The organism is Oceanibacterium hippocampi, assembly GCF_900172325.1.
Classification (GTDB): domain Bacteria; phylum Pseudomonadota; class Alphaproteobacteria; order Sneathiellales; family Sneathiellaceae; genus Oceanibacterium; species Oceanibacterium hippocampi.
This window is the reverse complement of the sequence record NZ_FWFR01000003.1, coordinates 513,590-540,372: the sequence shown is the minus strand read 5'-3', so window position 1 is coordinate 540,372 and position 26,783 is coordinate 513,590. Positions and strand designations below refer to the sequence as shown.

27 protein-coding genes and 1 other RNA gene are annotated in these 26,783 nt (G+C 66.9%); 23 read left to right on the top strand and 5 right to left on the bottom strand.

Translation table 11 applies throughout. From position 1 onward, the window contains the following. Positions 1 to 35: 35 nt before the first annotated feature. From OCH7691_RS17850 to tkt, 3 genes are read right to left on the bottom strand one after another with little or no spacing between them, the layout of a single operon-like run. Complete coding sequence (locus tag OCH7691_RS17850) at positions 36 to 1,238, bottom strand: phosphoglycerate kinase (protein WP_085884938.1); 1,203 nt, start codon at positions 1,236 to 1,238, stop codon at positions 36 to 38. 21 nt (positions 1,239 to 1,259) lie between these two features. After that, entirely contained in the window at positions 1,260 to 2,273 is a 1,014-nt protein-coding gene (gap, locus tag OCH7691_RS17845) for a type I glyceraldehyde-3-phosphate dehydrogenase (RefSeq protein ID WP_085884937.1), read from the bottom strand. A 56-nt stretch (positions 2,274 to 2,329) separates the two neighbouring features. Beyond that, positions 2,330 to 4,312: a transketolase gene (gene tkt, locus OCH7691_RS17840; protein ID WP_370853126.1), complete on the bottom strand. Its 1,983-nt coding sequence runs from the start codon at positions 4,310 to 4,312 to the stop codon at positions 2,330 to 2,332. 385 nt (positions 4,313 to 4,697) lie between these two features. On the opposite strand from tkt, the gene OCH7691_RS17835 reads away from it, so the two are divergent. The 21 genes from OCH7691_RS17835 (at position 4,698) to thiD (ending at position 23,649) form a co-directional block, all read left to right on the top strand. Next, positions 4,698 to 5,000 carry a hypothetical protein gene (locus tag OCH7691_RS17835; protein WP_139839771.1) on the top strand — a complete coding sequence of 101 codons (303 nt, stop codon included), beginning with the start codon at positions 4,698 to 4,700 and terminating at the stop codon, positions 4,998 to 5,000. Continuing rightward, positions 5,001 to 5,327 carry a cell division protein ZapA gene (gene zapA, locus OCH7691_RS17830; protein WP_085884934.1) on the top strand — a complete coding sequence of 109 codons (327 nt, stop codon included), beginning with the start codon at positions 5,001 to 5,003 and terminating at the stop codon, positions 5,325 to 5,327. Positions 5,328 to 5,339: 12 nt separating this feature from the next. Further along, a non-coding RNA gene (ssrS, locus tag OCH7691_RS17825) (6S RNA) lies at positions 5,340 to 5,500 on the top strand. 56 nt (positions 5,501 to 5,556) lie between these two features. Further along, on the top strand, positions 5,557 to 6,138 hold the full coding sequence (locus tag OCH7691_RS17820) for a 5-formyltetrahydrofolate cyclo-ligase (protein ID WP_085884933.1): 582 nt from the start codon (positions 5,557 to 5,559) through the stop codon (positions 6,136 to 6,138). Between the two features lie 108 nt (positions 6,139 to 6,246). Beyond that, on the top strand, positions 6,247 to 7,929 hold the full coding sequence (locus OCH7691_RS17815; protein ID WP_085884932.1) for a hypothetical protein: 1,683 nt from the start codon (positions 6,247 to 6,249) through the stop codon (positions 7,927 to 7,929). Positions 7,930 to 8,140: 211 nt separating this feature from the next. After that, positions 8,141 to 8,893 carry a YebC/PmpR family DNA-binding transcriptional regulator gene (locus tag OCH7691_RS17810; RefSeq protein ID WP_085884931.1) on the top strand — a complete coding sequence of 251 codons (753 nt, stop codon included), beginning with the start codon at positions 8,141 to 8,143 and terminating at the stop codon, positions 8,891 to 8,893. Between the two features lie 22 nt (positions 8,894 to 8,915). After that, positions 8,916 to 9,437 carry a crossover junction endodeoxyribonuclease RuvC gene (gene ruvC / locus OCH7691_RS17805; protein ID WP_085884930.1) on the top strand — a complete coding sequence of 174 codons (522 nt, stop codon included), beginning with the start codon at positions 8,916 to 8,918 and terminating at the stop codon, positions 9,435 to 9,437. After that, positions 9,434 to 10,054, top strand: coding sequence for a Holliday junction branch migration protein RuvA (gene ruvA / locus OCH7691_RS17800; protein WP_085884929.1), 621 nt, complete (start codon positions 9,434 to 9,436; stop codon positions 10,052 to 10,054). Before ruvC ends, ruvA begins: the two co-directional genes overlap by 4 nt. Before the next feature lie 50 nt (positions 10,055 to 10,104). Beyond that, complete coding sequence (gene ruvB / locus OCH7691_RS17795; RefSeq protein ID WP_370853125.1) at positions 10,105 to 11,100, top strand: Holliday junction branch migration DNA helicase RuvB; 996 nt, start codon at positions 10,105 to 10,107, stop codon at positions 11,098 to 11,100. Continuing rightward, on the top strand, positions 11,097 to 11,558 hold the full coding sequence (ybgC, locus tag OCH7691_RS17790) for a tol-pal system-associated acyl-CoA thioesterase (protein ID WP_281251932.1): 462 nt from the start codon (positions 11,097 to 11,099) through the stop codon (positions 11,556 to 11,558). The genes ruvB and ybgC overlap by 4 nt, the downstream gene beginning before the upstream one ends. A 1-nt stretch (position 11,559) precedes the next feature. Then, positions 11,560 to 12,279: a protein TolQ gene (gene tolQ / locus OCH7691_RS17785; protein WP_085884926.1), complete on the top strand. Its 720-nt coding sequence runs from the start codon at positions 11,560 to 11,562 to the stop codon at positions 12,277 to 12,279. 2 nt (positions 12,280 to 12,281) lie between these two features. Beyond that, the gene (locus OCH7691_RS17780) at positions 12,282 to 12,740 is read left to right on the top strand and encodes an ExbD/TolR family protein (protein ID WP_085884925.1); all 459 of its coding nucleotides are present in this window, start codon (positions 12,282 to 12,284) and stop codon (positions 12,738 to 12,740) included. 20 nt (positions 12,741 to 12,760) lie between these two features. Continuing rightward, positions 12,761 to 13,786: a cell envelope integrity protein TolA gene (tolA, locus tag OCH7691_RS17775; RefSeq protein ID WP_085884924.1), complete on the top strand. Its 1,026-nt coding sequence runs from the start codon at positions 12,761 to 12,763 to the stop codon at positions 13,784 to 13,786. Further along, positions 13,783 to 15,132 carry a Tol-Pal system beta propeller repeat protein TolB gene (tolB, locus tag OCH7691_RS17770; RefSeq protein WP_085884923.1) on the top strand — a complete coding sequence of 450 codons (1,350 nt, stop codon included), beginning with the start codon at positions 13,783 to 13,785 and terminating at the stop codon, positions 15,130 to 15,132. Before tolA ends, tolB begins: the two co-directional genes overlap by 4 nt. 153 nt (positions 15,133 to 15,285) lie before the next feature. Beyond that, positions 15,286 to 15,822, top strand: coding sequence for a peptidoglycan-associated lipoprotein Pal (gene pal / locus OCH7691_RS17765; protein WP_085884922.1), 537 nt, complete (start codon positions 15,286 to 15,288; stop codon positions 15,820 to 15,822). A 184-nt stretch (positions 15,823 to 16,006) separates the two neighbouring features. Next, entirely contained in the window at positions 16,007 to 17,029 is a 1,023-nt protein-coding gene (gene ybgF, locus OCH7691_RS17760; protein WP_085884921.1) for a tol-pal system protein YbgF, read from the top strand. 10 nt (positions 17,030 to 17,039) lie between these two features. Further along, entirely contained in the window at positions 17,040 to 18,419 is a 1,380-nt protein-coding gene (tilS, locus tag OCH7691_RS17755) for a tRNA lysidine(34) synthetase TilS (protein ID WP_139839769.1), read from the top strand. A gap of 84 nt (positions 18,420 to 18,503) precedes the next feature. After that, positions 18,504 to 20,435, top strand: a complete 1,932-nt coding sequence (gene ftsH / locus OCH7691_RS17750) for an ATP-dependent zinc metalloprotease FtsH (protein ID WP_085884919.1) — start codon at positions 18,504 to 18,506, stop codon at positions 20,433 to 20,435. Between the two features lie 61 nt (positions 20,436 to 20,496). Next, the gene (gene folP, locus OCH7691_RS17745) at positions 20,497 to 21,351 is read left to right on the top strand and encodes a dihydropteroate synthase (protein ID WP_085884918.1); all 855 of its coding nucleotides are present in this window, start codon (positions 20,497 to 20,499) and stop codon (positions 21,349 to 21,351) included. A gap of 95 nt (positions 21,352 to 21,446) precedes the next feature. Further along, complete coding sequence (glmM, locus tag OCH7691_RS17740; protein WP_085884917.1) at positions 21,447 to 22,793, top strand: phosphoglucosamine mutase; 1,347 nt, start codon at positions 21,447 to 21,449, stop codon at positions 22,791 to 22,793. Between the two features lie 22 nt (positions 22,794 to 22,815). Further along, positions 22,816 to 23,649 carry a bifunctional hydroxymethylpyrimidine kinase/phosphomethylpyrimidine kinase gene (gene thiD, locus OCH7691_RS17735; protein WP_085884916.1) on the top strand — a complete coding sequence of 278 codons (834 nt, stop codon included), beginning with the start codon at positions 22,816 to 22,818 and terminating at the stop codon, positions 23,647 to 23,649. Between the two features lie 13 nt (positions 23,650 to 23,662). Here thiD and OCH7691_RS17730 read toward each other — a convergent pair whose 3' ends face one another. Further along, positions 23,663 to 25,048 (bottom strand): aminotransferase-like domain-containing protein, encoded by a 1,386-nt coding sequence (locus tag OCH7691_RS17730; RefSeq protein WP_176245145.1) that lies wholly within the window; start codon positions 25,046 to 25,048, stop codon positions 23,663 to 23,665. A gap of 195 nt (positions 25,049 to 25,243) precedes the next feature. Here OCH7691_RS17730 and OCH7691_RS17725 point away from each other — a divergent pair, with 195 nt between their 5' ends. After that, positions 25,244 to 25,396, top strand: coding sequence for a DUF1127 domain-containing protein (locus OCH7691_RS17725; protein ID WP_217808123.1), 153 nt, complete (start codon positions 25,244 to 25,246; stop codon positions 25,394 to 25,396). A gap of 13 nt (positions 25,397 to 25,409) precedes the next feature. Further along, positions 25,410 to 26,198, top strand: coding sequence for a PhzF family phenazine biosynthesis protein (locus tag OCH7691_RS17720; RefSeq protein WP_085885152.1), 789 nt, complete (start codon positions 25,410 to 25,412; stop codon positions 26,196 to 26,198). Positions 26,199 to 26,217: 19 nt separating this feature from the next. On the opposite strand, the gene OCH7691_RS17715 is transcribed toward OCH7691_RS17720, so the two are convergent. Next, complete coding sequence (locus tag OCH7691_RS17715) at positions 26,218 to 26,769, bottom strand: DoxX family protein (protein ID WP_217808122.1); 552 nt, start codon at positions 26,767 to 26,769, stop codon at positions 26,218 to 26,220. Positions 26,770 to 26,783 lie beyond the last annotated feature (14 nt).

Here is a 26,783-nt window from a genome sequence, read left to right as displayed (position 1 = left end):
CCAGTTCGTGAAAACCTCTCCAGGGTCGAGGCTCTCTAACAGACAGTTGTTGACAATGCCTTGACCCCGGGCAGTTCGCGTCCCTCGATCCATTCGAGAAAGGCACCGCCGGCGGTCGATACATAGGTGAAGCGGTCGGCCGCGTTGGCCATCGCCAGCGCCGCGACCGTATCGCCTCCGCCGCCAACGGCGAGCAGACGGCCGTCCGCGCAGAGATTTGCCGCATGATCGGCGACGGCAACGGTCCCGGCCTCGAAGGGCGGCGTCTCGAAGGCGCCGAGCGGGCCGTTCCAGACCAGGGTCTTGCTGACCTCGAGCAGCGTGTTCACCGCCATGACGCTCTCCGGTCCGACATCGAGAATCATGTCGTCGTCGGCAACGGCGTCGATCGAGACCGCGCGGTGGGCCGCGTTGGCGGCGAACTCCCGGGCGACGATGGCGTCCGTCGGCAGCACGATCCGGCACCCCGCCTTGTCGGCCTTGGCGAGGATTTCGCGTGCCGTGTCGGCCAGGTCGGGTTCGCAGAGCGAGGCGCCGACCTTGATGCCCTGCGCGTGCAGGAAGGTATTGGCCATTCCGCCGCCGATGATCAGGTTGTCGACCCTGGTCACGAGATTACCGAGCAGCGCCAGCTTGGTCGAGACTTTGGCGCCGCCGACGATTGCCGTGAGCGGCCGTTCAGGCCGTTCGAGCGCGTTGCCGAGCGCCTTCAGTTCGGCTTCCATGTTCCGACCCGCGTAGGCCGGCAACCGGTGGGCCAGCCCCTCGGACGAGGCGTGCGCGCGGTGGGCGCAGGAAAAGGCGTCGTTGACGTAGATCTCGCCGAGTTTCGCCAGTCGGGCGACGAAATCCGGGTCGTTCCTCTCCTCTCCCTTGTGGAAGCGGGTATTCTCGAGAAGCACTGCCTGGCCGTCGCCGAGCGCCGCCATCGCGGCCTCGGCCTCGTCGCCGATGCAATCGTCGGCGAAGGCGACCGGCACGCCGAGCCGTTCGGCGAGCGGTCCGACCACCGGCCGAAGCGACATCTCCGGCACGGGCTCGCCCTTCGGGCGGCCGAAATGGGCAAGAATGCCGATCCGCGCGCCAGAGGCGGCAAGTTCCCGCAGGGTCGGCAGGATGCGGTCGATCCGGGTCGCGTCGGTGACGCGGCCGTCCTTCATGGGAACGTTCAGATCGACGCGGACGAGAACGCGGCGGCCCTTGACCGCCGCGTCGTCGAGAGTCCGGAAGTCAGCCATTGTGACGGGAACCCCGGCCGCTCAGCCGAGCTTGCCCATCGCCACCGCCGTATCCGACATCCTGTTCGAGAAGCCCCATTCGTTATCGTACCACGAGAGCACGCGGACGAAGGTGCCGTCGATCACCTGGGTCTGGGTGAGGTCGAAGGTCGAGCTGGCGGCATTGTGGTTAAAGTCGGTGGAAACCAGCGGCTGGTCGTTGGTCATCAAGATGCCGGCCAGCGGGCTGTTGCCCTGGCTGGCCTTCCTGATCGCCTCGTTCACTTCCTCGACCGTGGTCGCGCGCTTGGCCGAGAAGGTGAGGTCGATCAGCGAGACGTTCGGGGTCGGGACCCGGATCGACGTGCCGTCGAGCTTGCCGTCGAGTTCCGGCAGGACGAGGGCGACGGCGCGGGCGGCGCCCGTCGAGGTCGGGATCATCGAGGTCGCCGCGGCGCGGGCTCGGCGCAGGTCCTTGTGCAGCGTGTCCAGCACCGGCTGGTCGCCGGTATAGGAATGCACCGTGGTCATGAAACCGCGATCGATGCCGATCGCGTCGTTCAGCACCTTGGCGACCGGCGCCAGGCAGTTGGTCGTGCAGGAGGCGTTCGAGACCACCCTGTGATCGGCCGTCAGCTTGTCGTGGTTGACGCCAAAGACGACGGTCATGTCGGCGCCGCTCGCCGGGGCCGAGACCAGGACGCGTTTGGCGCCCGCTTCGAGATGCTTCGACGCGGCTTCCTTGCTGGCGAAGAAGCCGGTGCATTCGAGCGCGACATCGACGTTCAGTTCGCGCCAGGGCAGTTTCGCAGGATCGCGCTCGGCGGTGACCCGCATCGGGCCGCGGCCGATATCCATGCTGTTGTCTCCGACGGTGACGGTGCCGTTGAAGCGACCATGGACCGAATCGTAGCGCAGCAGGTGGGCGTTGGTTTCGACCGAGCCGAGGTCGTTGATAGCCACGACCTCGATGTCGTCGCGCCCCTGCTCGTGAATGGCGCGCAGCACCAACCGCCCGATCCGACCAAAACCGTTGATGGCAACGCGAACCGTCATCTCGTCAAACTCCTATCCTGCGGCCGCCCGTGCGGCCCTGTTGCTTGTTTTCCGACTCAGCCGAGGCGCGATTTCGCCGCTTCGACGATCGCCTCCACAGTCAGGCCGAAATGGTTATAGAGTTCCTTATAGGGTGCCGAGGCACCGAAAGCGGTCATGCCGATGGTCACGCCCGTGTCACCCACATAACGCTCCCAGCCCAGCATGGTTGCAGCCTCGACCGCGATCCGCAGGGTGTCGGGACGGAGCGTGTCGCGACGATAGGCGTCGCTCTGCCGCTCGAACGCCTCCCAGGACGGCATCGAGACGACGCGCGTCGGGATCCCGGCCTGCTGCAGGCGATCACGGGCTTCGCAGACCAGTTCGACTTCCGAGCCGCTGGCGATCAGCGTCACCTTCGCGTCGCCGTCGGCGGCGCGCAGTTCATAGGCGCCGCGGGCGCAGAGATTCTCGGTCGGGACCTCGGTACGGTAGGCGGTCAGGTCCTGGCGGCTGAGCGCGATCACCGACGGCATGGAATCGCTCTGCAATGCCGCTTCCCAGCATTCCGCGGTCTCCATCGCGTCGGCCGGACGGTAGACCGCGAGGTTGGGGATGGCGCGGAGCGCGGCAAGATGCTCGACCGGCTGGTGGGTCGGGCCGTCCTCGCCGAGACCGATCGAATCGTGCGTCATCACGTAGATCACGCGCAGGCCCATCAGCGCCGACAGCCGGATCGCCGGCCGGGCATAGTCGGTAAAGACCAGGAAGGTGCCGCCGTAGGGAATGACGCCGCCGTGCAGCGCCAGCCCGTTCATGACCGCCGCCATGCCATGCTCGCGCACGCCGTAGTAAATGTAGCGGCCGCTGAAGTCGTCGGCCGTGACGGGCAGGGTCTGCGAGGTCTTGGTGTTGTTCGAGCCGGTCAGGTCGGCCGAGCCGCCGACGGTTTCGACGATTGCGCCGTTGATTACCTCGAGCGCCATCTGCGAGGCCTTGCGGGTCGCCACTCGCGGCGCCTTGGCCGCGAGTTCGGCCTTGTAGGCGGCCATCTGTTCGGCGAAGGCTGCCGGAAGCTTGCCGGAGAGCGCGGCCTCGAAGGCGGTGCGGGTCGCCGCCGGCGCCTCGCCGAGGGCCTTCTCCCAGGCCGCCCGTGCCCTGGCACCCTTGCGGCCGGCTTTCAGCCAGAGCTTGCGGATCGGCTGCGGAATCTCGAACGGCGGGTAGGGCCAGCCGAGCGTCTCGCGGGCGGCGGCGATCTCGGCATCGCCGAGCGGCGCGCCGTGGGTCGCCGAGGTGCCCTGCTTGTTGGGGGCGCCGTAGCCGATCACCGTGCGGCAGGCGATCAGCGACGGCTCCTCGCTCGCCTGGGCCAGTTCGATCGCGACCGCGATCGCTTCCGGATCATGGCCGTCGACGCGCTGGACATGCCAGCCCTGGGCCGCGAAGCGGTCGCCCTGGTTGTCGGAGACCGAGAGGTCGGTGCCGCCGTCGATGGTAATCTCGTTGTCGTCCCAGAGGACGATCAGCTTGCCGAGCCTGAGATGCCCGGCGAGCGAGATCGCCTCGTGGCTGATCCCTTCCATCAGGCAGCCGTCGCCGGCAATCACATAGGTGCGGTGATCGACGAGGTCGCCGAAGCGGGCGTTGAGCAGCCGCTCGCCGAGCGCCATGCCGACCGCGGTCGTGAGACCCTGGCCGAGCGGGCCGGTCGTGGTCTCGACGCCCGGCGTATGGCCGTATTCCGGATGGCCGGGGGTGAGGCTGCCGAGTTGGCGGAAATTCCGGAGCTGGTCGAGCGTCACCGCCTCGTAGCCGGTCAGGTGCAGCAGGCTGTAGAGCAGCATCGAGCCGTGCCCGGCGGAGAGCACGAAACGGTCGCGGTCGGCCCAGCCGGGCTCCGCCGGGTCGAATTTCAGGAACCGGTTGAACAGGACCGTGGCCACGTCCGCCATGCCCATCGGCATGCCGGGATGGCCGGAGTTGGCCTTCTGGACCGCGTCCATGGCCAGGGCCCGGATGGCGTTGGCCATATCCTGCTCGGTGATCTCGTCGGCCACGGCCGCGACGCCAGTGTCGTTCATGACTTCAACTCACTTAGAATGCTGGCCGCGCCCTCCGGTGCCGACATCGTCTTGTCGGTCCCGCGCGCCGTAACCGGACATGCGCGCTGGCGCCCCTTGGCCGTCGCCCGACGGGGCCGGCCCCTGGATCAGGGTTGCTGGCGCAATGCTGCTTGGATATCGAACCCGAGGACGCTGGCCGATCCGGGGCGGAAAATGCCGGTCAATCCCCTGAACGTCAACCGCTTCTTTACGCCGAAATGGTCTATTGAGGGCGTTGGGCGGGCGATCAGGTTGCGGTTGACGGATTTTTACCGCCCGCCATACTGTCCCGGTTTGGCGAACAGAGAACCGGCGTGTAGCGTCGAGGAACAGTGAACGCATGACGGATGGGGAATCGGCCCGCGAAAGGTTGACCGCTGCATTGCGGCGCCTGGAGCGTGCGGTGGAAAGCCGGGCATCGGCCGGTGTCGAAGACGATGACATCGCCGAGCTCGAGGAGTTGCGACGCGAGCGCGACGAGCTGACCGAGGAAGTCGAGATGCAGCGCCTGGCGCGGCGGGAACTCGAACGTCGGGTCAGGGAGCGCGACGAGGAAATCGCCCGTCTGCGTGCCGCCACCGAGGTCGTGTCCGACCGGCTGGACGGGACGATCGACAGAATCAAGCTCGCGATGGGGCAATAAATGGCGCGCGTCACCGTTTCCATCAATAACCGGAGCTACACGCTTGGCTGTGACGATGGCGAGGAGGAGCATGTCTCCTATCTCGCGCGTTATCTCGACGAGCGTGTGACGAGTCTGGCCCGCGGGGTCGGCAACGTGGGCGAGGCGCAACTCCTGCTGATGGCGGCGTTGCTGGTCTCGGACGATCTGGCCGACGCCTACGAAGAACTCGAGAAGAGCCGGGCGAACGATCCCGACCCGATCACGGCCGAACCGTTCGACGCGGCGCTCATCGACGATGTCGCCCGGCGCATCGACGCTATTGCGGCCCGGCTCGAGCGCGCCTAACTATAGGGCTGGCGGGTACTGCCGATCGCGTGAGAAATCATGACCCTGGGGCCAATAAAGAGAACCTAGGGAGCTGTCCCTGGCCGGAACCCTGGTTCCGGACACACGGTGCCCACCTGACTTTGTCAGGCCACAGAGGTTCATTTCATTTCCACGGCTCTGGTGGTCCCGCCAACTTCCCCCTCAAGACCCCGACAGACCGGACCGCGAACGCCGTCCGACCTGCGTCATGACAGCCGCGCCGAACAAGGCGATGCTCCGCGCCGAAGCGCGGGCGCGACGGGATGCGATTGCCGGCGGCGACCCGGCGGCCGCACGGGCTGCCGCGGAAGCGGCGGCGCGGAATTTCATGGCGGCGATCGCCATTCCGCCCGGGACGGTGGTCTCGGTCTTTTCCAGTTTCCGGGGTGAACTCGATACCGGCCCGCTTCGCGACGCGTTGCTGGCTGCGGGGGCGGTGGTCGCCCTGCCGGTTGTCGTCGCCCCGCAGGCGCCCCTGGTGTTCCGTCGCTGGTCGCCGGAAACCGGGATGATGCCGGGACGCTGGGGGATTCTCGAACCGCCGCCATCCGCCCCCGAAGTGATACCCGCGATCGTTGTGTTGCCGCTGCTGGCATTCGATCCGGCGGGACATCGTCTCGGCTATGGCGGCGGCTTCTACGATCGCACGCTCGAACACCTACGGGCGACCGCCCCTGTCATGGCGGTCGGTCTCGCCTACAGCGCCCAGATGTTCCCCGCGCTGCCGGCGGAATCCCACGATATCGCGCTGGATTGCATCGTTACCGAAGAGTTCGCGCAATTCTTGTAATGGCGCGCGTCTGCGGCGCGGCGCGCCCGGGTGCATACATTTTTAACCGTTTTCGCCCTAGTTTCGGACCAGCAGCCCGAATGTCGACGCACGAAAACGGTGGTAGCATTGTCGAGTCAGAAATTCAGCTTCGAGGTGTTGGCGCAGAGCGGTACGAACTGGACGCTCGTCAATACGCTACGAGACAAGGAAGCGGCGATCGCCGACGCGAAGGCGCGCCGTACCCAGGGCCGTTTCAAGGCCGTCCGGGTCGTCAAGACGAGTTTCGACGAGACCGAGAACATCTTCAAGGAGACCGAGGTCTTCTTCGAGGGCGACAAGCGCAAGGCCTCCAAGCACGACGATGAGGATGCCGGCGTCGCCTGCTGGAAGCCCGACGACTTCTATTCCATCACCGGCCGCGATTCGATCCGCCGCTACCTGAAGGAGTCGCTCGACCGCTGGGGCATCATCCCGCTCGAGCTGCTGCATCATATCGAGCATTTCGAACGTCTCGAGGATACCGGCACCATCATGCAGGGCGCCGTACAGCGGGCGGCGATCGCTCAGGCCCGCGAGTCGGGCCAGGATCTGCGCAAGCGCATGCTCGAGATCTACAATCTCATCAACGCGGCCGCCGACATCCTGCGCAAGGATTTCAAGAAGGGCGACCTGAAGAAGCTCCAGGGCGACGACATCAACGGCCTCGTCGATGCCCTGGCGGGCGACAGCCGGCGCGGCTACCTGTTCCAGTGCGCGATGGCGATCGAGCTGTTCGAGATCAAGGGCGTCAGGACGAAGCTGAACCGGGTGCTCTCCCTCTTCGCCCGGTGTGACCGGAAGGAAGCCTATCCGTTCTTCGACATGTTGCTGGCCGAGTTCTTCGACGGCATGTCGAACCTGTCGGAACTGTTCGGCCAGGAAGGGGAACTCGGTACCGCGGTCCTTGGCCTGGCGGATATCGCGATCGGCAAGGGGCGGACCGACGAGGGTGGCGGTGAGATGCTTCCCGGCATCACCCAGCTCGCCGAGCGGATCGCCGATGGCGGCATGAACCATACCCGTGATGCCCTGCTCGGGCGCGTCTATGCGGCTCTCCGGGGCAAAAAGGAAATGCGCGCCGGCGTCGTCGACGACATCCTGTTCAATTCCGAGATGCTCGACCGCCTCCGCCTCGACGACGGCGAGTATGCCGGCGGCGAGAAGCTCATGGAGGTGCTCAAGGAGCGCTCCGAACGGCTGATCACCGCTTTCGCCATCGAACGGCTGCTCGGCGAATGCGAGAATCCGGCGCAGCGGGCCGAGCGCCTGCTGCAGATCGAGCCCGGGATCGTCGGCGGCACGAACAAGCGGACGCTGGCGGGCTATATCAAGCCGCTGATCGGTTCGGCCGACAACGAGATCTTCTTCGTCAAGGAGAACGGCAACGTTTTCGACCGGCTGCGTTGGCTGTGCCGGGCCGAGGCCGCGGTGGTCGATTCCGGTTTCGACGAACTGAACCGTCGCCATCTGTGCGATCGGCTCGACGAGATCGCCGTCAAGATCCTCGCAAGCGAGAAGCTGCTCGCGCGGCTCGAGGGCAAGGGCGACAATTTCGTCGAGACCGGGCTCGCGCTGCTCCGGTTCTGCGCCTCCGGCCTGTTGACCGACGGCAATGCCAAGCGGATGGCCAAGCAGCGCACGCTCGTCTATCTGAAGAAACCGGGCTTCCTGTCTGGCCTGATGGGCAGCTACGACGGCGAGGCGGCAATGGCCCAGGGCCTGAAGGAATTCCAGGGCCTGCTGGCCGCCGCCAAGATCGACGCCTCCTGACGCCCGATCGGGCCGGATTCCGCCGCCTGATTGCATCCCCCGCCCGACGGGGGTTTCCCCCTGCCTGCCTCTGGCGTTATAAAGCCGCGCGAGCGACCGGCCGCGCCAAAATATCGCCGTAATTGCAGGTTAGCGATATAGGCTGCGGCCTACCACAAGATGTGGTACCTACTTCTAATTGCAGTCACTAGGGAAGACAAGAGACGCGTCTATGGCGGGCCATTCACAATTCAAGAACATCATGTACCGCAAGGGCGCACAGGACGCCAAGCGGGCCAAGGTCTTCACGAAGCTGATCAAGGAACTGATGGTCGCGGCACGCAGCGGCTTGCCCGACCCGGCCATGAATCCGCGCCTGCGCAGCGCCATCGCGGCGGCACGCCAGGCGAACATGCCGAAGGACAATATCGACCGGGCGATCAAGCGGGCGACCGGTGCCGACGGCGCGGCCAACTTCGAGGAGATCCGTTACGAGGGCTACGGGCCGAGCGGCATTGCGGTGATCGTGGAGACACTGACCGACAATCGCAACCGGACCGCGGGCGACATCCGTTCGGCCTTCACCAAGCACGGCGGATCGCTCGGCGAAACCGGCTCGGTCGCCTTCATGTTCGATCGCGTCGGCCAGATCATCTACGAAGCCTCCGTTGCGGACGAGGGCGACATGTTCGAGGCGGCGCTGGAGGCCGGTGCGGAGAATGTCGAATCCGGCGACGAGACGCACGAGATCACCTGTGCGGTCGAATCGTTCCACGAGGTCCGCGAGGCGCTCGAGGAGCGTTTCGGCGAGCCGCGTTCCTCCGGCCTCGTCTGGAAACCGCAGAACACCGTCGCGGTCGACGACGCCGACAAGGCGGGTTCGCTTCTCAAGCTGCTCGACGCCCTCGACGACAATGACGATGTGCAGCGGGTGTCGGCGAATTTCGACATCGCCGACGACATCATGCAGCAGCTCGACCTCTAGCACCGGCGGGAGCCAAGGCCGAATGGCAGGAGTGCAGCGTGTACTGGGCCTCGACCCGGGCCTTCGCCATACCGGCTGGGGCGTGATCGAGACGGACGGTTATCGTCTGCGGCATCTCGGGCACGGGGTCGTCGGTTCGGACGGCAACGATGAACTCGCCCAGCGCCTCCTGCAGCTTTACCGGGGCCTGGTCGAGGTTGTGGAGGCTTGGTCCCCCGACCAGGCGGCGGTGGAAGAGACGTTCGTGAACAAGAACCCGGTATCGACGCTGAAACTCGGCCAGGCGCGCGGCATCGCCCTCCTGGTGCCGGCGGCTGCCGGCCTGCCGGTCGCCGAGTATGCGCCGAACCTCATCAAGAAGACCGTGGTCGGCAGCGGTCACGCCGGCAAGGAGCAGATCCGCGCGATGATGGCGGTCCTCCTGCCCGGCGCGCGGATCGACAACGAACACGCGGCCGACGCGCTCGCGGTCGCGATCTGCCATGCCCATCATCGCGGCCCGCGCCAGGTGGCTGCGGCCGGTCTCGCGGCGGCGCTCCGATGATCGCCAAGCTTCGCGGCATCGTCGACGGGATCGGGGACGACCACGTGGTGCTGGATGTCGGCGGCGTCGGGTACCTGGTTTTCTGTTCGAGCCGGACGCTGCGCTCGCTCCCCGAGCGGGGCGGCGATGCGTCGCTGCTCGTCGATACCCATGTCCGCGAGGATCATATCCATCTCTACGGCTTCGGCGACGGGTCGGAACGCGAATGGTTCCGCATCCTTCAGGGCGTGCAGGGGGTCGGCGCGCGGGTCGCTCTGGCCATCCTCTCGATCCTCGCGCCCGACGAACTGATCGCGGTGCTGGCTGCCGGCGACAAGGCGGCGCTCGGTCGTGCCAACGGCGTCGGCCCGCGTCTCGCCACGCGGATCGCGAGCGAACTGAAGGACAAGGCCGGCGCGCTGGCTCTCGGCCGGGTCGGGGCGGCCGGCGCCGAGGCGCCACTTTCCGCCGACTGGCAAACCGGCGGCGCGGTTCAGGATGCGCTGTCGGCGCTCGGCAATCTCGGCTATCGCCCGACTGACGCGCATGGTGCGGTTGCCGCCGCCGCCCGCGCTCTCGGCAGCAACGCCACGGTTGAGGCGCTGATCACCCGCAGCCTGAAGGAGCTTGCCCGATGAGCGGCACCGGGCACGAGCGGGTGGTCGCAGCCGACCTCGCCGTCGGCGACATGATCGAGAACCAGCTCCGGCCGCAACGCCTCGCCGATTTCATCGGCCAGCGCCAGGTCTGCGAGAACCTCGAGGTTTTCGTGAAGGCGGCAAGCCGGCGCGGCGAGGCGCTCGATCACGTGCTGCTGTTCGGTCCCCCGGGGCTCGGCAAGACGACGCTGGCGCAGATCGTTTCCCGCGAACTCGGCGTCGGCTTTCGGGCCACGTCGGGACCGGTGGTCGCGAAGGCCGGCGATCTGGCCGCGTTGCTGACCAACCTGGAACCCCGCGACGTCCTGTTTATCGACGAGATCCATCGCCTGAACCCGGCGGTCGAGGAAATCCTCTATCCGGCGATGGAGGATTTCCAGCTCGACCTGATCATCGGCGAGGGACCGGCCGCCCGTTCGGTCCGTATCGACCTTCCGCCCTTCACACTGATCGGGGCGACAACCCGTTCCGGACTGATCACGACGCCGCTTCGCGATCGCTTCGGCATTCCGCTGCGGCTCAATTTCTACGCGGCCGAGGAACTGGTCGAGGTGGTCCGCCGCGGCGCCCGGCTGTTCGACTTCGCGCTGACCGCCGACGGCGCCTTCGAAATCGCCCGTCGCAGCCGGGGGACGCCGCGCGTCGCGGGCCGTCTGCTCCGCCGCGTACGCGACTTCGCGGCGGTCGCGGGCGCGACGACCGTGGACCGTATCCAGGCCGACGCGGCCTTGCAGCGGCTGGAAGTCGACGGCCTGGGTCTCGATGCCATGGACCGGCGCTATCTCGATTGCATCGCCCGGAATTACGGTGGCGGCCCGGTCGGCGTCGAGACCATGGCGGCCGCCCTGTCGGAGCCGCGTGACGCGATCGAGGACATCATCGAGCCGTTCCTGATACAGCAGGGACTGCTTCAGCGGACCCCGCGCGGCCGCATGCTGACCGGCGCCGCGTTCGATCATATCGGTCTCGTTCGCCCGGCAACTTCGGGCGAGGTGCCGCTGTTCGACGAGGGCGACGACGCATGAGCGGGATTGCCGGCATGCAGGGCGAAATATGCGGCGACGTCCATGTCTTGCCTCTCGTTGTCTACTGGGAAGACACCGATGGCGGTGGCATCGTCTATTTCGCCAACTATCTAAAGTTCTGCGAGCGTGGCCGGAGCGACCTGCTGCGCGGGCTGGGGATCGACCAGCGGGAAATGCTGGAACGAACCGGGCTCGCGCTCGTTGTCCGTGACTGCGCGATCGAATATCTGAAGCCGGCCCGGCTCGACGACGGGATTGCGGTGCATTCCCGCGTTCTCGAGGTCGGCGGCGCCACGGTCCGGGCGGAGCAGATCGTCCGGCGCGGGGCCGAGGAACTCGTTCGCAGCCAGGTACGGATCGCCTGCGTCGATCGTGGGGGACGACCGCGCCGGCTACCAGATGCCATCCGCGACGGTCTGAGCGGACTGATGCAACCGAAGAGGGTCGGGACTGCCTGAAATGGAACAGCAAAGCCAAGTGATTGCCGAAACGCTCGGGACAGGCGTGCACGATCTGTCGATGTTGAGCCTTTTCCTGCGCGCCGACATCGTCGTGCAGCTCGTCATGATCGCGCTTCTGGTGGCATCGTTGTGGTGCTGGGCGATCATCATCGAGAAGCTGCGGCGATTCCGCCGGCTCACCGCCCAGGCGGACGATTTCGAGAACGAGTTCTGGTCGGGCGGCAATCTCGACGATCTCTATGAATCGGTTTCGCTGGAACCGACCCATCCGATGGCGCTGCTGTTCTCCTCGGCGATGCGCGAATGGCGCCGGTCGACTGACAAGGGTGTCCGCCGCGGCGGGTTCGCCGGCCTGCAGACCCGGATCAACCAGGTCATGCGGGTTACCATCGACCGCGAGCTCGAGCGTCTCGAGCGTTACATGGGGTTCCTCGCGACGGTCGGCTCGACCGCGCCGTTCGTCGGCCTGTTCGGCACGGTCTGGGGCATCATGAACAGCTTCCAGTCGATTGCCGCGACCAAGAGCACCAGCCTTGCCGTGGTCGCGCCCGGCATCGCCGAGGCGCTGTTCGCGACCGCGCTCGGCCTTGTCGCGGCGATCCCGGCGGTCGTCGCCTACAACAAGTTCTCCAACGATCTGGGACGCTACGCGACCCGGCTGGAAGGCTTCGCCAACGAGTTCTCGGCGATCATGTCCCGCCAGCTCGAGGATGACTGATCATGGCCATCAAGGCAGGCGGCAACTATCGGAGCGGGGTCAAGGCCCGCTACGCCCGTATGGCTGAAATCAACGTGACGCCGTTCGTCGACGTCATGCTGGTGCTGCTCATCGTGTTCATGGTCACGGCACCGCTCCTGACGGTCGGCGTGCAGGTCGACTTGCCGAAGAGCAAGGCGCCGGCGCTGCCCGGCACCGACGAGCCGCTTGCGATCACCATCGACAAGGCAGGCGGGCTGTATATCCAGGACACGCCGGTGACGCGCGAGGAACTGGTTCCGCGACTGCAGGCGATCACCCAGGCCTCGACGACGGCGCGGATCTTCGTTCGCGGCGATTCCCAGATCAATTATGGCCGGGTTCTCGACGTGATGGGCCTGATCACCGCCGCCGGCTATACGCGCGTCGCGCTGGTTGCCCGCGACCCGGACGCCAAGTCGCCCGCCGCGGCGGCTCGCTAAGGGGAAGTGGCGTGCACGGAATGCGGCTGCCATTGCTGTTGTCCGGGGTGCTGCACGCCGCTGTCGTGGTGCTGCTCTATTCGGGGCTGCCGATCTTTTCCGACCCCGAGCTTCTCGAATCTCCGCCGGTGATCCAGCTCGACATCGTCGTGCCGATCGAGGACGTCACCAACCTGCCGCCGCCCGAGCAGTCCGAGGAGGAAGTCGCGCCGGCGGAAACCGCCTCCGCGCCCGAGGCCGCGACCCAGCCCGAGCCGACCCAGGTCGAGCCCGCGCCGAGCGAGCCGGCACCGGCCGAGCCGGACCCGGCACCGACGACTGTCGCCGCCCTGCCGCCCGAGCCGCCGTCCGAACCGGTCCCTGCCGCGAAGCCCGCCGTTCAGCCGGAAACGCCGCCCGAGCCCGTGCCGGCCGCCGAAGCTCCGCCGCCCGTCCCGGTTCCGGCGCCCGCGCTGAAGCCCGAGACCGTCGAATCGAAGCCGGCCGAGCCGGAGAAGCCCGAGGTTGCCGCGGTGCCGCCGAAGCCCGCGCCGCTGCCCGCGCCGAAGCCGAAGCCGGCAGCAAAGCCGCAGCCCGCGCCGAAGCCGGTGCCGGACAAGAAGAAATTCGATCCCGGCCAGCTTGCCGCGCTGCTCGACAAGAAGCTCAAGGAGCAGCCGAAGAAGCGCTCGGTCGAGGACACCGTGCAAAAGCATCTGGAGGCGAGTTCCTCTCAGTCGAACCAGATGCCGCAGCGCATGACGATCAGCGAGATCGATGCCCTGCGCCAGCAGGTGCAGCGCTGCTGGATCGTCCCCGCCGGGGCCCGCGATGCGGAGAATCTGATCGTGAAGATCCGCTTCTCGCTCAACCCGGACGGCAGCGTGCGCGGTTCGCCGTCCATCGCGAACCTGGGCGATCTGCAGGACGAGTTCCACCGCATCGCGGCCGAGAGCGCGCTGCGCGCGGTATTGAAATGCCAGCCATTCAAACTGCCGGCGGAAAAATACGACCGCTGGCGGGACATCGAGATGACGTTCAACCCAAAGGAGATGCTTGGCGGATGACCGAGAAGCGATTCAGTGGCGTTACGCGCGCGCTGGGCGGGCTCATCGCCTTCCTGGCCGTCGCCGTTTCCGCGATTCCGGCCCATGCGGTGCTGGAAATCGATATCACCCAGGGTAATGTGGACCCGTTGCCGATCGCCGTTTCCGATTTTCACGGCGACAGCGACACAATGCGCCAGACCGGGCAGGAGATCGCCGGCGTGATCCGGGCGGATCTGGAGCGCTCCGGCCTGTTCCGGCCGATCGATCCGCGCGCCTTCATCCAGAAGCCGGCCGATTTGGTCAACATTCCCCGTTTCGGCGACTGGCGGATTCTCGATGCCCAGGCGCTGGTCAGCGGCCAGACCTCGCTGCTGCCGGATGGCCGCCTGCAGGCCAACTTCCGGCTCTGGGACGTCTTCGCCGAACAGCACATGGTCGGTCTGCGGATCACCACGACGCCCGACAACTGGCGCCGGATCGCGCACAAGATTGCCGACGCGATCTACAAGCGGATGACCGGCGAGGAGGGTTATTTCGATACCCGGATCGTCTATATCGCCGAATCCGGACCGGGTGACCGGCGCGTCAAGCGGCTGGCGATCATGGACCAGGACGGCGCCAATCACCGGTTCCTGACGAACGGGTCCAGTCTCGTGCTGACGCCGCGCTTCTCGCCGACGCAGCAGGAAATCACCTATCTCTCCTACTTCAACGACAAGCCCAGGGTCTATCTCTACAACATCGATACCGGACAGCAGGAAGTGCTCGGCGAATTCCCCGGCATGACTTTCGCGCCGCGCTTCTCGCCAACCGGGAACCGGGTCGCGATGAGCCTGGCCACGAACGGGAACAGCGATGTCTACGTGCTCGATCTGCGGACCCGGGTCAGCAAGCGGCTCACCGATCACCCGGCGATCGACACCTCGCCCTGCTTTTCTCCCGACGGCCGTTCCATCGTTTTCAACTCGGACAGGGGCGGCACCCAGCAGCTCTATGTGATGGACGCCGATGGCGGAAACGTGCGCCGTATCAGCTTCGGCGAGGGACGTTACGCGACCCCGGTCTGGTCGCCGCGCGGCGACCTGATCGCTTTCACGAAGATCTGGAAAGGCAAGTTCTACATCGGCGTGGTGCGACCCGACGGGTCGGGTGAAAGACTGCTCACCGAGAGCTACCTGGACGAGGGGCCGACCTGGGCGCCGAACGGCCGGGTGCTGATGTTCTTCCGCCAGACACCCTTCACCGCGGGGGGCAAGGGCGGCGACGCGCGCCTGTGGTCAGTCGACCTCACCGGGCACAACGAACGGATGATGGTGACGCCGATGGACGCGTCGGACCCCGCGTGGTCTCCGCGAAGCCCTTGAATTGCAATAGTAAGGCCAGTATATTCCCACGCGTTAAAAAACGGGTGATCCGGGCGAGTTTCGGCAATACTTTGCCGGACACTATGGCAAGTCAAAGAGCGGCGTCTAGTTACGCCTCAAGATGAAAGTTCTCCGCAAATGGGAGTCAAGTTTATGCGCCTCGACTTAGGCATCAAAATCATTGGGGCGGTCGCAGCGCTGCTACTTGTGGCTGCCTGCGAAACCGCTCCGACGGACTCCGCCGGTGCATCGGGCGAGGGGGCCTCGACGCAAGGTTCGGGTACCGCGACGCAGTCCACCACTACCACGGCGACCGAGCCGGCTGGCCCGCGGCCGGGCACCCAGGAAGATCTGGTTCTGAACGTCGGCGATCGTGTTTTCTTCGATCTCGACCGTTACGACCTGACGCCGGAAGCACGCGACACGCTTCAGCGGCAGGCTGCCTGGCTTGCTGCCAACCCGCAGGTCACGCTGACTGTCGAAGGCCATGCCGACGAGCGCGGCACGCGCGAGTACAACCTCGCGCTGGGTGATCGCCGGGCCACGTCTGTCAAGAACTACCTCGTGAACCTGGGCGTCGACCCGGCCCGTCTCTCGACGATCTCCTACGGTAAGGAGCGTCCGGTGGCGCTGGGCTCGAACGAAGCCGCCTGGGCCCAGAACCGTCGTGGCGTGGCGGTCGTCAACTAAACACGATTACGTTACCCGAGGCCGGAAGCCGCCCGTTCAGCCGCCGGATATTCTCCGGCGTAACTGCGGGCGGCTTTTCCTTTTCCGCCGGGCGGGGTGGTCGCCATCATATTTCCGCCACCTTCCCGGCCAAGGATGCCGAGCCACCGCCAACACGTCCCTGACGCCGTGAAGGAGCCTGCCGATGCCTTGTCGCACCTTGTCGGCACGAAATCGCCCGATCCGGATTCTTGCACTTCTACTGGCCTTCGCGCTGGCCGTCGTCGTCGACGGCCAGATCAGTCCGGCCGCTGCGCAGTCGAGCGAGTTGCGGGCGCTGACCGATCGACTGAACCGGCTTGACCGCGATCTGGCCGACGTGCAGCGGCAGCTGTATGGCGGCAATCCGCCGCCGGCCTCGTCGCAGGTAACGGCCCCGGCGCCCAGCGGTCTGACCGCGAGCGGCGGCGGGCAATTGCCGGCGGGGGCGATGCTTTCCCAGCGGCTCGACGTGCTCGAGCAACTGATCCGCGACCTGACCGGGCGCGTCGAGGAGAACAGCTTCCGGCTGTCACAGGTGACGACGCGGGTCGACAAGCTGGTCGAGGACGTCGATTTCCGGCTGACGGCGATCGAACGGAACATGGCGGCCGGTGGCGGTGGCGGCATGGGCGCTGTGGGCGGTACCGCCAGCGGCCAGCAAGGCTCGGCGCCGGGAACGCTCGGCACGATTTCGCCGGGACAGCTCGAAAACCCGGATGCCGGCCGGGCCGCGCCGCGTGAATCTGCCGAGAGCACGCCGTTGTCGGGCGCCCAGTCGACGGTCGCCAATCTTTCCGGTGGCACGCCCGAAGAGCAGTATCAGCAGGCGCTTTCGCTGCTCAAGCGCGGCGATTACGACCGGGCGGAGGTCGCGCTCAACGATTTCCTGGCGAACAACCGGGAGGGCGAACTGGCCGGCAACGCGCAATACTGGCTCGGCGAAACCTATTATGTGCGGCAGGACTATCCGAACGCCGCCGCCGCGTTCCTGGCCGGGCACCAGAACTATCCGGACAGCCCGAAGGCGTCTGCAAGCCTGCTGAAGCTGGCGATGACGCTCAATCTGATGGGCGAGCGCGAACAGTCCTGCGTCGTCTTTGACCAGTTCCGCGCCGAGTTCCCCGATGCCCCCGGCGGGCTGAAGCAACTGGCGACCCGCGAGCGCGGCAAGGCTGGCTGCTCCTGAGGACACCCCGTTGCAGGCGGGGGAATTCGCGGACCTGATGTCGCCGCTCGGGCCGTTCGAGCCCGAGCCGCTGCTGGCCGTGGCGGTTTCCGGCGGGCCGGACAGCATGGCGCTGCTGATACTCGCCGATCGCTGGGCCCGGCAACGTGGCGGCGCGGCGTTCGCGCTCACGGTCGATCACGGCCTGCGCGCAGAAGCGGCCGACGAGGCCCGCACGGTCGCTCGCTGGTGCGCCGCGCAGGGCATCGCGCATCGCACACTCCGTTGGACGGCAGGCCCGGGCCGCGGCAATCTCCAGGCCCAGGCGCGCCGAGCCCGTTACCGGCTGCTGGCCCGGGCGGCCCGCGCCGAGGGGGCGTTGCATCTGCTGGTCGCCCATCATCGGGGCGATGTCGCGGCGACAGCCGTCATGCGCCATGCCCGCCGGAGCGGAGTGGAGGGACTGGCGGCACTCGCCCCGGTCGCGAGCGTTCACGGCCTGCGTCTGCTCCGCCCCCTTCTCGATGTCGACCCGGCCCGGCTCCGCGACTTCCTGCGGGCTCGCGGGCAGGCGTGGATCGAGGATCCGAGCAACCGTTCGGAGGCATTCAGCCGGACCTGGGCGGAGGCTGCCCTGCTCGGGCCGGCCGGGGCTCCGCTTGACGAACCGCTGACGGCGCTGGCGGGCCGGGCCGTTGTCGCGCGCGCCGCGCTCTACCGGGCGGCGGCCCTGCTGATCGCCAGTTCGGTCACGGCCCGGCCGGAGGGCTGGCTGATCGTCCGCCCCGGGGCCCTGCTTTCCGCGCCGCCGCCGGCGACGCTGCTGACGCTTCGCCGCCTTCTGCAGATCGTTTCCGGGGCCACCTATCCGTCGGCGGCCGGGCAGGTCGAGGCCTTGCTGGGCGGACTCGCGGACTGGCCCGCGTTCCGTGGCGCGACCATCGGGGGCGCCCGGCTCGTGCCGTGGCGCGGCCGTCTCATGCTCTGCCGGGAAGCGGGCCGGATTACCGACGAGATCGATTGTACGGCCGCGGCCGGCGATCCGGTCGGCGGCGAGAAGGATGACCGGGAACGGGCGCTCCGCTGGGACGGCCGTTTCCGGATCGCGATTCCGCCTGGCTTCGCTACGGCGCCGGGCGAACGGGACCAATGGACCGTTCGACGCCTGGGGCGCGCAGGCTGGGCAGAGGCCCGTCGGGGGACGGACGACCGGGCGGCGCGCGGCCTCCCGGCGGTCGTCGGCCAGGGCCTTCCCGGGATCTGGCGGGCCGGGCGGCTTGTCGAGGTTCCCGTGCTCCCCGGTTTTCGCGCGACGAGCGGAATTCGCGCAATCTACATGCCCGAATTCGGATACGCCGCGGAAAACGCCGCTTTTTGCGCGTTGCTTCACCGCAAGTTGACACTATCTTAAAGAGCAAGGCGAACGATGGTCGGACGGTGCGCGCTCCGCCTGTTGCTGCTGCGCCCGGACCGGAAGCTCGAGAGAGGCTGATCAGTGAACTTGTTTGGCAGAAATATTGCCCTGTGGGTCATCATCGCATTGCTGGTGGTGGCGCTCTTCAATCTGTTCCAGACCCCGTCGCAGCGGGGAGGGGGCACCACGCTCGCCTATTCGGAGTTCCTGTCGGAGGTCGATTCCGGGCAGATTTCGAGCGTCACGATCAAGGGCAAGGACATTGCCGGCAGCAAGATCGACGGATCGAGCTTCTCGACCTATGCGCCTGACGATGTGAATCTGGTCGAGTTGCTGCGCCAGCGCGGCGTGCGCATCATCGCCGCGCCCGAGGACGAGGGCAATCCGCTGTTCAGCATCTTCGTCTCGTGGTTCCCGATGCTGCTGCTGATCGGCGTCTGGATCTTCTTCATGCGCCAGATGCAGTCCGGTGGCGGCAAGGCGATGGGGTTCGGCAAGTCGAAGGCAAAGCTGCTGACCGAGCGTCAGGGCCGCGTCACGTTCGAGGACGTCGCCGGCGTCGACGAGGCGAAGGAAGAGCTGCAGGAAGTCGTCGAATTCCTGCGCGACCCGCAGAAATACCAGCGCCTTGGCGGCAAGATTCCGAAGGGCGTTCTGCTCGTCGGCCCCCCGGGTACCGGCAAGACCTTGCTGGCGCGGGCGATCGCCGGCGAGGCGAACGTTCCCTTCTTCACGATTTCCGGCTCGGACTTCGTCGAGATGTTCGTCGGCGTGGGCGCCAGCCGGGTGCGTGACATGTTCGAGCAGGGCAAGAAGAATGCGCCCTGCATCATCTTCATCGATGAAATCGACGCGGTTGGCCGTCACCGTGGCGCCGGCCTCGGCGGCGGCAACGATGAGCGCGAGCAGACTCTGAACCAGTTGCTGGTCGAGATGGACGGCTTCGAGGCGAACGAAGGCGTGATCCTGATCGCCGCGACGAACCGTCCCGACGTGCTTGATCCGGCGCTGCTCCGGCCCGGCCGCTTCGACCGCCAGGTCGTGGTGCCGAATCCCGATATCGTCGGCCGCGAGCGGATCCTGAAGGTCCATATGCGGAAGATCCCGCTCGGTCCCGACGTCGACGTCCGGGTGCTGGCCCGCGGGACTCCCGGCTTCTCCGGCGCGGATCTCGCCAACCTGGTGAACGAAGCTGCCCTGCTCGCCGCGCGCATGTCGCGCCGGGTCGTGAGCATGACCGAGTTCGAGGCCGCCAAGGACAAGGTCATGATGGGCGCCGAGCGGCGATCCATGGTGATGAGCGAGGACGAGAAGCGTCTGACCGCCTATCACGAGGGCGGGCACGCGCTTGTCGCCTTGCACATGGCTGCCTCGGATCCGATCCACAAGGCGACGATCATACCGCGCGGTCGCGCGCTCGGCATGGTGATGCGCCTGCCGGAGCGGGACCAGCTGTCGCTCCGTCGTGACCAGATCGACGCCCATCTGGCGGTTGCCATGGGCGGCCGGGTCGCGGAAGAGGAGGTCTTCGGCCATGACGCCGTGACGACCGGCGCGTCCAACGATATCCAGCAGGCGACCCAGCTTGCGCGCCGCATGGTCACGCAATGGGGTCTGAGCGAGAAACTCGGTCCGCTCGCCTACGAATCCAATCAGGAGGAAGTCTTCCTCGGGCATTCAGTCTCGCAGCAGAAGAACATGTCCGAATCGACGGCGCAGATGATCGACCAGGAGATCCGCCGCATCGTCGAGGGCGCCGAGGCCGAGGCACGGCGGATCATCACCGAGAATATCGACGGCCTGCACAAGCTTGCCGCCGCGCTGCTCGAATACGAGACGCTCTCCGGCGAGGAGATCAAGGCGATCCTGCGTGGCGAGGCGATCCATCGTCCGACGGAAGAGCCGCCGACCAACAGCGGCCCGACCTCGGCCGTGCCGACGACCGACGGGCGCAAGCCCAAGGGTGGGCCGTCCGCCGGCGGTATCGAACCGGAACCGCAGCCGGGCGCCTGATCCGGGTGCCCGAACGGCCGGCCGCAGGGCCCGGACGATGATGGTGACGCCAGAATCCGACATGGACACAGGGGCGGCTCTCGGGCCGCCCCTTGGCCTGCCGGCGGATCGCCCGGCGATCATGGGAATCCTCAACACCACCCCCGACAGCTTTTCCGACGGCGGCCGGCATTTCCGGCTCGCGGATGCGCTTGCCCACGGCCGGCGTCTGGTCGATGCCGGGGCGGACATCCTCGATATCGGTGGGGAATCGACCCGGCCGGGGGCCGAGCCGGTGTCGGTCGCGGAAGAACTGGATCGCGTCCTGCCGGTCATCGAGGCGCTGGCGGATTCCGGCGCGACGATCTCGATCGACACCCGCAACCCGGAGGTGATGCGGGCGGCCGTCGCCGCCGGGGCGGCCTGGATCAACGATATCAGCGCGCTTTCCCATTCCCCGGACAGCCTCGCGACCGCCGCCGGTCTCGGCGTGCCCGTGGTGCTGATGCATGCCCTTGGCGATCCGCGGACGATGCAGGATGCCCCGGCCTATGACGATGTCGTTGCCGAGGTGCGCGATTATCTCGCCGCCCGGATCGATGTGGCGGTGGCTGCCGGCATCGCGCGTGACCGCCTGATCGCCGATCCGGGAATCGGCTTCGGCAAGACCGTCGCCCACAACCTGGAACTGCTGGCACGGCTCGACGCTTTCGCCGGGCTGGGCGTCCCGATACTCGTCGGGCTCTCGCGAAAGTCGTTCATCGGCCGGCTCTCCGGCGCGACCGACGCCGGCGAGCGCCTCGGGGGCTCGCTCGCCGGGGCCTTGTGGTGTGCCGCTCACGGCGCCCGCGTCATTCGTGTGCATGACGTTTCGGAAACCCGCCAGGCATTGCAGGTCTGGCGGGCGGTCGACGCCGCCCGCCCGGCCGATGCGTGAGAGCAGCGGACAGGCGGGCGCATATGTTAGGATCACGGAAAGGGAGCCGGGTTTAGAATTCCGGCACGCTACATGGCAGTCATTGAGGGAACGGGATGACCCGCAAGTATTTCGGGACAGATGGCATACGGGGCGCCGCGAATTCCGAGCCGATGACGGCCGGCACGGCGCTCAAGGTCGGCAAGGCCGCCGGTCATATCTTCACGCGCGGCAACCATCGGCACCGTGTCGTCATCGGCAAGGATACGCGCCTGTCCGGCTACATGATCGAGAACGCGCTCACCGCCGGGTTCCTCTCGGTCGGCATGGACGTGATGCTGGTCGGGCCGATGCCGACGCCGGCGGTGGCCATGCTGACGCGCTCGCTGCGCGCCGACCTCGGCGTGATGATCTCGGCGTCGCACAATCATTTCGAGGACAACGGCATCAAGCTGTTCGGCCCGGATGGCTTCAAGCTGTCCGACAGCGTCGAGCATGACATAGAGGCCCTGCTGGAGCATGACGACGTCCCGCTCGCCGGGCCGGCGAAGCTCGGCCGCGCGAAACGCTTCGAGGATGCCCGGGGCCGCTATATCGAAGCGGCCAAGAGTACCTTCCCGAAGCATCTGCGTCTCGGCGGGCTCAAGATCGTCATCGATTGCGCCAATGGTGCCGCCTACCAGGTGGCGCCGACGGTCCTGTGGGAACTCGAAGCCGAAGTGATCCCGATCGGGGTCACGCCGGATGGCTTCAACATCAATAAGGATTGCGGCTCGACCGCGACGGACACGCTCCGCCGGGAAGTCGTGAAGCAGGGCGCCGATCTCGGCATTGCGCTGGATGGCGACGCCGACCGGGTGCTGATCTGCGACGAGAAGGGGCAGATCGTCGACGGTGACCAGCTGATGGCCCTGATCGGGCAGAGCTGGAAACGCCAGGGTCGGTTGCGCGGCGACGGGATCGTCGCGACGGTGATGTCCAACCTCGGCCTGGAGCGCTATCTCGAGGGCCAGGGGCTGTCGCTGGCGCGGACCAGTGTCGGCGACCGCTACGTGCTTGAGCACATGCGCCAGCACGGCTTCAATGTCGGCGGCGAGCAGTCCGGTCACGTGATCCTGAGCGACTATGTCACGACCGGTGACGGGCTGATCGCGGCGCTGCAGGTCCTCGCCGTCATCGTCGAGACGGGAAAGCCGGTCAGCGAGGTCTGCCGCTGCTTCGAGCCCTACCCGCAGGTCCTGCAGAATGTCCGCTACAGCAACGGTTCGCCGCTCGAACAGCCGACCGTCCGCCAGATCATCGAGGACGGCCGCATTCGTCTTGGCAAGGAGGGGCGGCTGGTCATACGCCCGTCCGGAACCGAGCCGCTGATCCGGGTGATGGGCGAGGGCCTGGATTCGGGACTGGTCAACCAGGTGGTGGGCGATATTGCCGGCGAGATCGCGCGGGTCGCGGCGATCTGAGACCCCAGCGACGGAGTTCGACGTGGCAGGAAGAGTACTGATCGTCGCCGGTTCGGATTCCGGCGGCGGCGCCGGCATTCAGGCGGACATCAAGACGGTTACCGCCCTGGGCGGCTATGCGATGACGGCGATCACCGCGCTGACCGCGCAGGATACCGTCCGGGTACATGCCATCCACGAGGTACCCCTCGACTTCATCCAGCAGCAGATGCGGGTTTGCATCGACGATATCGGTGTCGATTGCGTGAAGACCGGGATGCTCAGCAACGGCCGTGTCATCGAGGCGGTCGTCGAGGTGCTCGAGGAGGCGCACCCGCGGGCGCCGCTGGTCGTCGACCCGGTGATGGTCTCGAAGGGTGGCTCGGCGCTGCTCTCGCCCGAGGCCAACGAGGCGCTCAAGACCCGCCTGCTGCCCGGCCTCGCGACCGTGCTGACGCCGAACATCCCGGAGGCCGAGATGCTGACGGGGATGCGGATCACCGATCTCGACAGCATGAAGGTCGCGGCAGGTATCCTGCTCGATCTCGGGCCGGAGGCGGTGCTGCTCAAGGGCGGCCACATGGCGGACGAACATGTCGTCGACATGCTGTTCGACCATGATGGCATGGAATTGATCGAGCATGAGCGCTTCAGCCACGGCAACACGCACGGCACCGGCTGCACGCTTGCCTCGGCGATCGCCACCGGGATCGCCCAGGGCCTGACGCTGCGCGACGCGGTGCTGCGCGGCATCGAGTATGTGACCGAGGGCATCCGCCAGGCGCCGGCGCTCGGCAAGGGGCACGGGCCGCTTGCCCACGGCCACGCGATACCGCCCTATCCCCGGACCGATCGGCTGGCCGTCCGCAGGGCCTGACCGAGGGGACGGCTCAGATCACCGTGCCGCGGGACGGCGGTATCTCGCGGGCAAGGCCGGCGACGATGCCGATCCCACGCCGGGCCAGCATGTCGTCGCGGGCGCCGCTGACCGAGATCCGGACCGCTTCCGGGGGGCGATAGCCTCCGACGACGAATTCCTCCGCCGCCAGGATGGAAACGCCGCGCGACCGCGCGGCGCGAACGAAGTCCTCGGCCCGCCAGGCCTGCGGCAGCGACAGCAGTATGTTGAAGCTTTGCGGATGGGCGAGATAGTCGAGCCCGTCGAGGAGTTCGCGGGCGATCCGCTGGCGTCGTTCGGCGGCGCGTCGCTGGTCGGCGCAGAGCCGGTCGGCCGTGCCGTCGTCGATCCACTGGCGGGCGACCTGGAAGGTCAGCGGGGGTGGCTGGATGTAGAGCGAATGGACGGCGTCGGTCAGGGCGCCGCGCAGTTGCTCCGGCGCCTTGACCCAGGCCACCCGCAGACCGCCGCTGATCGATTTGGAAAGCGATGACAGGTAGACCGTCCGCTCCGGGGCCAGGGAGGCCAGGGCGACCACCGGCTCGGCGATCTGGTGGGCATAGACCGCGTCCTCGATCAGCATCAGGTCATGACGGCGGGCAACCTCGACGATGGCGCGGCGACGCTCTTCCGGCATCACGGCCGAGGTGGGGTTATGCAGGGCCGGGACGACGACGACGACACGGGCGCCGGTCCGCGATACGGCACGTTCCAGCGCATCCGGGCGCATGCCATGTTCGTCGAAATCGACGCCGCCAAGGCGGACACCGAACATCCGTGCCGCACCGGCGAAGCCCGGCCAGGTCATGCCTTCACTGAGAATCGTGTCGCCGGGACGCGCCAGCATGCCGATCGCAACGGAGAAGCCCTGCTGGTTGCCGTTGGCGAGCGCCATCAGATCGGGCTCGGCATCGACGCCGACCCGTTTCATCCAGGCAGCACCGGCCTCGCGGAAGGGCCGATGCCCGTCGCCGGGCGGATAGGCAAGCATGGCGGCCAGGTCGGGCTGGTCGGCAATCCGCCGAAGGGTCTTGGCCAACAGCGGGCCTTGCTGTTCGAGAATGGGCACGGCGCGGGTAAGGTCGATCAGGCCGTCCTCGGCTGGCGCCAGGCGGGCGCTCTCGGCTCGTGCGGCTTCGTCGCGGATGAAACTGCCGCGGCCGACCTCGCCGCTCAGCATGCCGAGTTCCTGCAGCAGTGAATAGGCCCGGCTGATCGTGCCGACCGTTACCCCGAGTTTCCACGCAAGCTGGCGTTGCGGCGGCAACTGGCTGCCGCCCGGCAGTTCGCCGCGTGCGACGGCATCGATGACCGCCTCGGCGATTGCGCGATAGCGGGGCGAGATGTCGGGGATGTGCGTGGGCTGCCAAATTGTCATTGTGACAATATACCGATTGAAACTTATGAGTTCCAATCTTATTCCCATAGTGGAGGGTCAATTGTCAATGTCATCGTTCAATTGGCCGCGACACTATCCAAAAGGGGTTCAATCATGTTCGATGCATGGCGTTTGAGGGGGTCAATGTCCCCGCTGGGTCGTCCGGTCTTCCATCCCGGGAGTGTTCGCCGTGTTGTGGCCGGCCTCTTCTCGCTGTTCTATCTCTGGCAGACCCGGGCCTCGGAACGGGTTCATCTGAGCAGCCTCGATGCGCGTGCCTTGCGCGATATCGGGCTGTCCGCCGCCGACGTGGAGCGCGAGGCGAGAAAGCCCTTCTGGCAAGCCTGATGGAGTGTTCGCGATGACCATCCCGATCTATCAGGTCGATGCCTTCACCGATCGGCTGTTCAGCGGCAACCCGGCCGCCGTCTGCCCGCTCGACGCGTGGCCGGCGGACTCGGTTCTGCAGGCGATCGCGGCCGAGAACAATCTATCGGAAACCGCCTATTTCGCGCCCGAAGGCGCGGGCTTCCGGCTGCGCTGGTTCACCCCGGCCTGCGAGATCGATCTTTGCGGACATGCGACGCTTGCCTCGGCCTTCATCCTGTTCACCGAACTCGGCCATGCGGCGCAGGAAATCCGCTTCGAGACGCAGAGCGGGCGACTGGTCGTGAGTCGCGATGGCGACTGGCTGCGAATGGACTTCCCGGCCTGGCCGGGGCGCGCGATTGAAGCGCCCGAAGGCCTTGCCGCGGCGCTCGGCATCGCGCCGCGCGAGGTCCGCGACTGCGGCCGCGACCTCATGGCCGTCTATGACAATGCCACGGCAGTCCGCGCCCTCCGGCCCGATTTCCGGGCCTTGCTGGCGGCGACGAAGCAGGCGGTGATCGCGACCGCGCCAGGCGAGCCGGAATTCGATTTTGTCTCCCGCTTCTTCGCCCCCGGCGACGGCATCGACGAAGACCCGGTGACCGGCTCCGCCCATTGTGCGCTCACGCCCTACTGGGCGGAACGTCTCGGCAAGACCGAACTCGTGGCTTTCCAGGCCTCGGGCCGGGGCGGACAACTGCGCTGCGGTCTGGCCGGCGACCGCGTGCAATTGCGGGGACGTGCCGTGCTTTATCTGACCGGGGCCATCACGCTTCCCTGAACATCCACCGGGCGATGGATCAGCCGCGCCCCCGGGCGAACAGGCGGTCGAGCGAAATCGCCCCGGCGCCTCGCAGGACGAGGATGAGCAGCAGGAAGACCCAGAGTGCCCGCTGGTCGAGAATGGCCGAATCCGGTGCCGCGTCGAACCAGTGCCCGATGGTTGCCGCGTCGACGCCATGGGCGGTGATGTCGACATAGCTCTGGATGATCACGAATCCGATCATGCCGAGTGCTGCCAGCCGGGTGAACAGCCCGGCGACGATCAGCAGCGGCAGCGCGAACTCGGCATAGGTCCCGGCCGCGACGATGATGTCGTAGGGAAAGAACGGTACCTGCGAGGCGTCGTAGCCATGCGCCTCGACGACCTTCGGCAGGATCTGGAAATAGGCGTTGTCGGCAATGCTGAAGAAACCGGCGATACCGTCGCCGACCTTCGTGCCCGCCGATTTCAGGTAGTAGACGAGCAGCACGCCGGCAAAGACCAGGCGGGCGAGCAGGCCCGGCAGCCAAGGGCCGAGCATTGCGTCGAGGCGATCGAAGAACCGGCCATGCAGGTCGGTCAGTGTCAAAATCGTTCGCGATA

Bases quoted from the DNA above. Each gene is read 5' to 3' on its own strand.
- OCH7691_RS17850 (WP_085884938.1), bottom strand. From the start codon at position 1,238: ATGGCTGACTTCCGGACTCTCGACGACGCGGCGGTCAAGGGCCGCCGC.
- gap (WP_085884937.1), bottom strand. From the start codon at position 2,273: ATGACGGTTCGCGTTGCCATCAACGGTTTTGGTCGGATCGGGCGGTTG.
- OCH7691_RS17835 (WP_139839771.1), top strand. From the start codon at position 4,698: ATGACGGATGGGGAATCGGCCCGCGAAAGGTTGACCGCTGCATTGCGG.
- zapA (WP_085884934.1), top strand. From the start codon at position 5,001: ATGGCGCGCGTCACCGTTTCCATCAATAACCGGAGCTACACGCTTGGC.
- OCH7691_RS17820 (WP_085884933.1), top strand. From the start codon at position 5,557: ATGACAGCCGCGCCGAACAAGGCGATGCTCCGCGCCGAAGCGCGGGCG.
- OCH7691_RS17810 (WP_085884931.1), top strand. From the start codon at position 8,141: ATGGCGGGCCATTCACAATTCAAGAACATCATGTACCGCAAGGGCGCA.
- ruvC (WP_085884930.1), top strand. From the start codon at position 8,916: ATGGCAGGAGTGCAGCGTGTACTGGGCCTCGACCCGGGCCTTCGCCAT.
- ruvA (WP_085884929.1), top strand. From the start codon at position 9,434: ATGATCGCCAAGCTTCGCGGCATCGTCGACGGGATCGGGGACGACCAC.
- ruvB (WP_370853125.1), top strand. From the start codon at position 10,105: ATGATCGAGAACCAGCTCCGGCCGCAACGCCTCGCCGATTTCATCGGC.
- ybgC (WP_281251932.1), top strand. From the start codon at position 11,097: ATGAGCGGGATTGCCGGCATGCAGGGCGAAATATGCGGCGACGTCCAT.
- tolQ (WP_085884926.1), top strand. From the start codon at position 11,560: ATGGAACAGCAAAGCCAAGTGATTGCCGAAACGCTCGGGACAGGCGTG.
- OCH7691_RS17780 (WP_085884925.1), top strand. From the start codon at position 12,282: ATGGCCATCAAGGCAGGCGGCAACTATCGGAGCGGGGTCAAGGCCCGC.
- tolA (WP_085884924.1), top strand. From the start codon at position 12,761: ATGCGGCTGCCATTGCTGTTGTCCGGGGTGCTGCACGCCGCTGTCGTG.
- tolB (WP_085884923.1), top strand. From the start codon at position 13,783: ATGACCGAGAAGCGATTCAGTGGCGTTACGCGCGCGCTGGGCGGGCTC.
- pal (WP_085884922.1), top strand. From the start codon at position 15,286: ATGCGCCTCGACTTAGGCATCAAAATCATTGGGGCGGTCGCAGCGCTG.
- ybgF (WP_085884921.1), top strand. From the start codon at position 16,007: ATGCCTTGTCGCACCTTGTCGGCACGAAATCGCCCGATCCGGATTCTT.
- folP (WP_085884918.1), top strand. From the start codon at position 20,497: ATGGACACAGGGGCGGCTCTCGGGCCGCCCCTTGGCCTGCCGGCGGAT.
- glmM (WP_085884917.1), top strand. From the start codon at position 21,447: ATGACCCGCAAGTATTTCGGGACAGATGGCATACGGGGCGCCGCGAAT.
- OCH7691_RS17730 (WP_176245145.1), bottom strand. From the start codon at position 25,048: ATGACAATTTGGCAGCCCACGCACATCCCCGACATCTCGCCCCGCTAT.
- OCH7691_RS17720 (WP_085885152.1), top strand. From the start codon at position 25,410: ATGACCATCCCGATCTATCAGGTCGATGCCTTCACCGATCGGCTGTTC.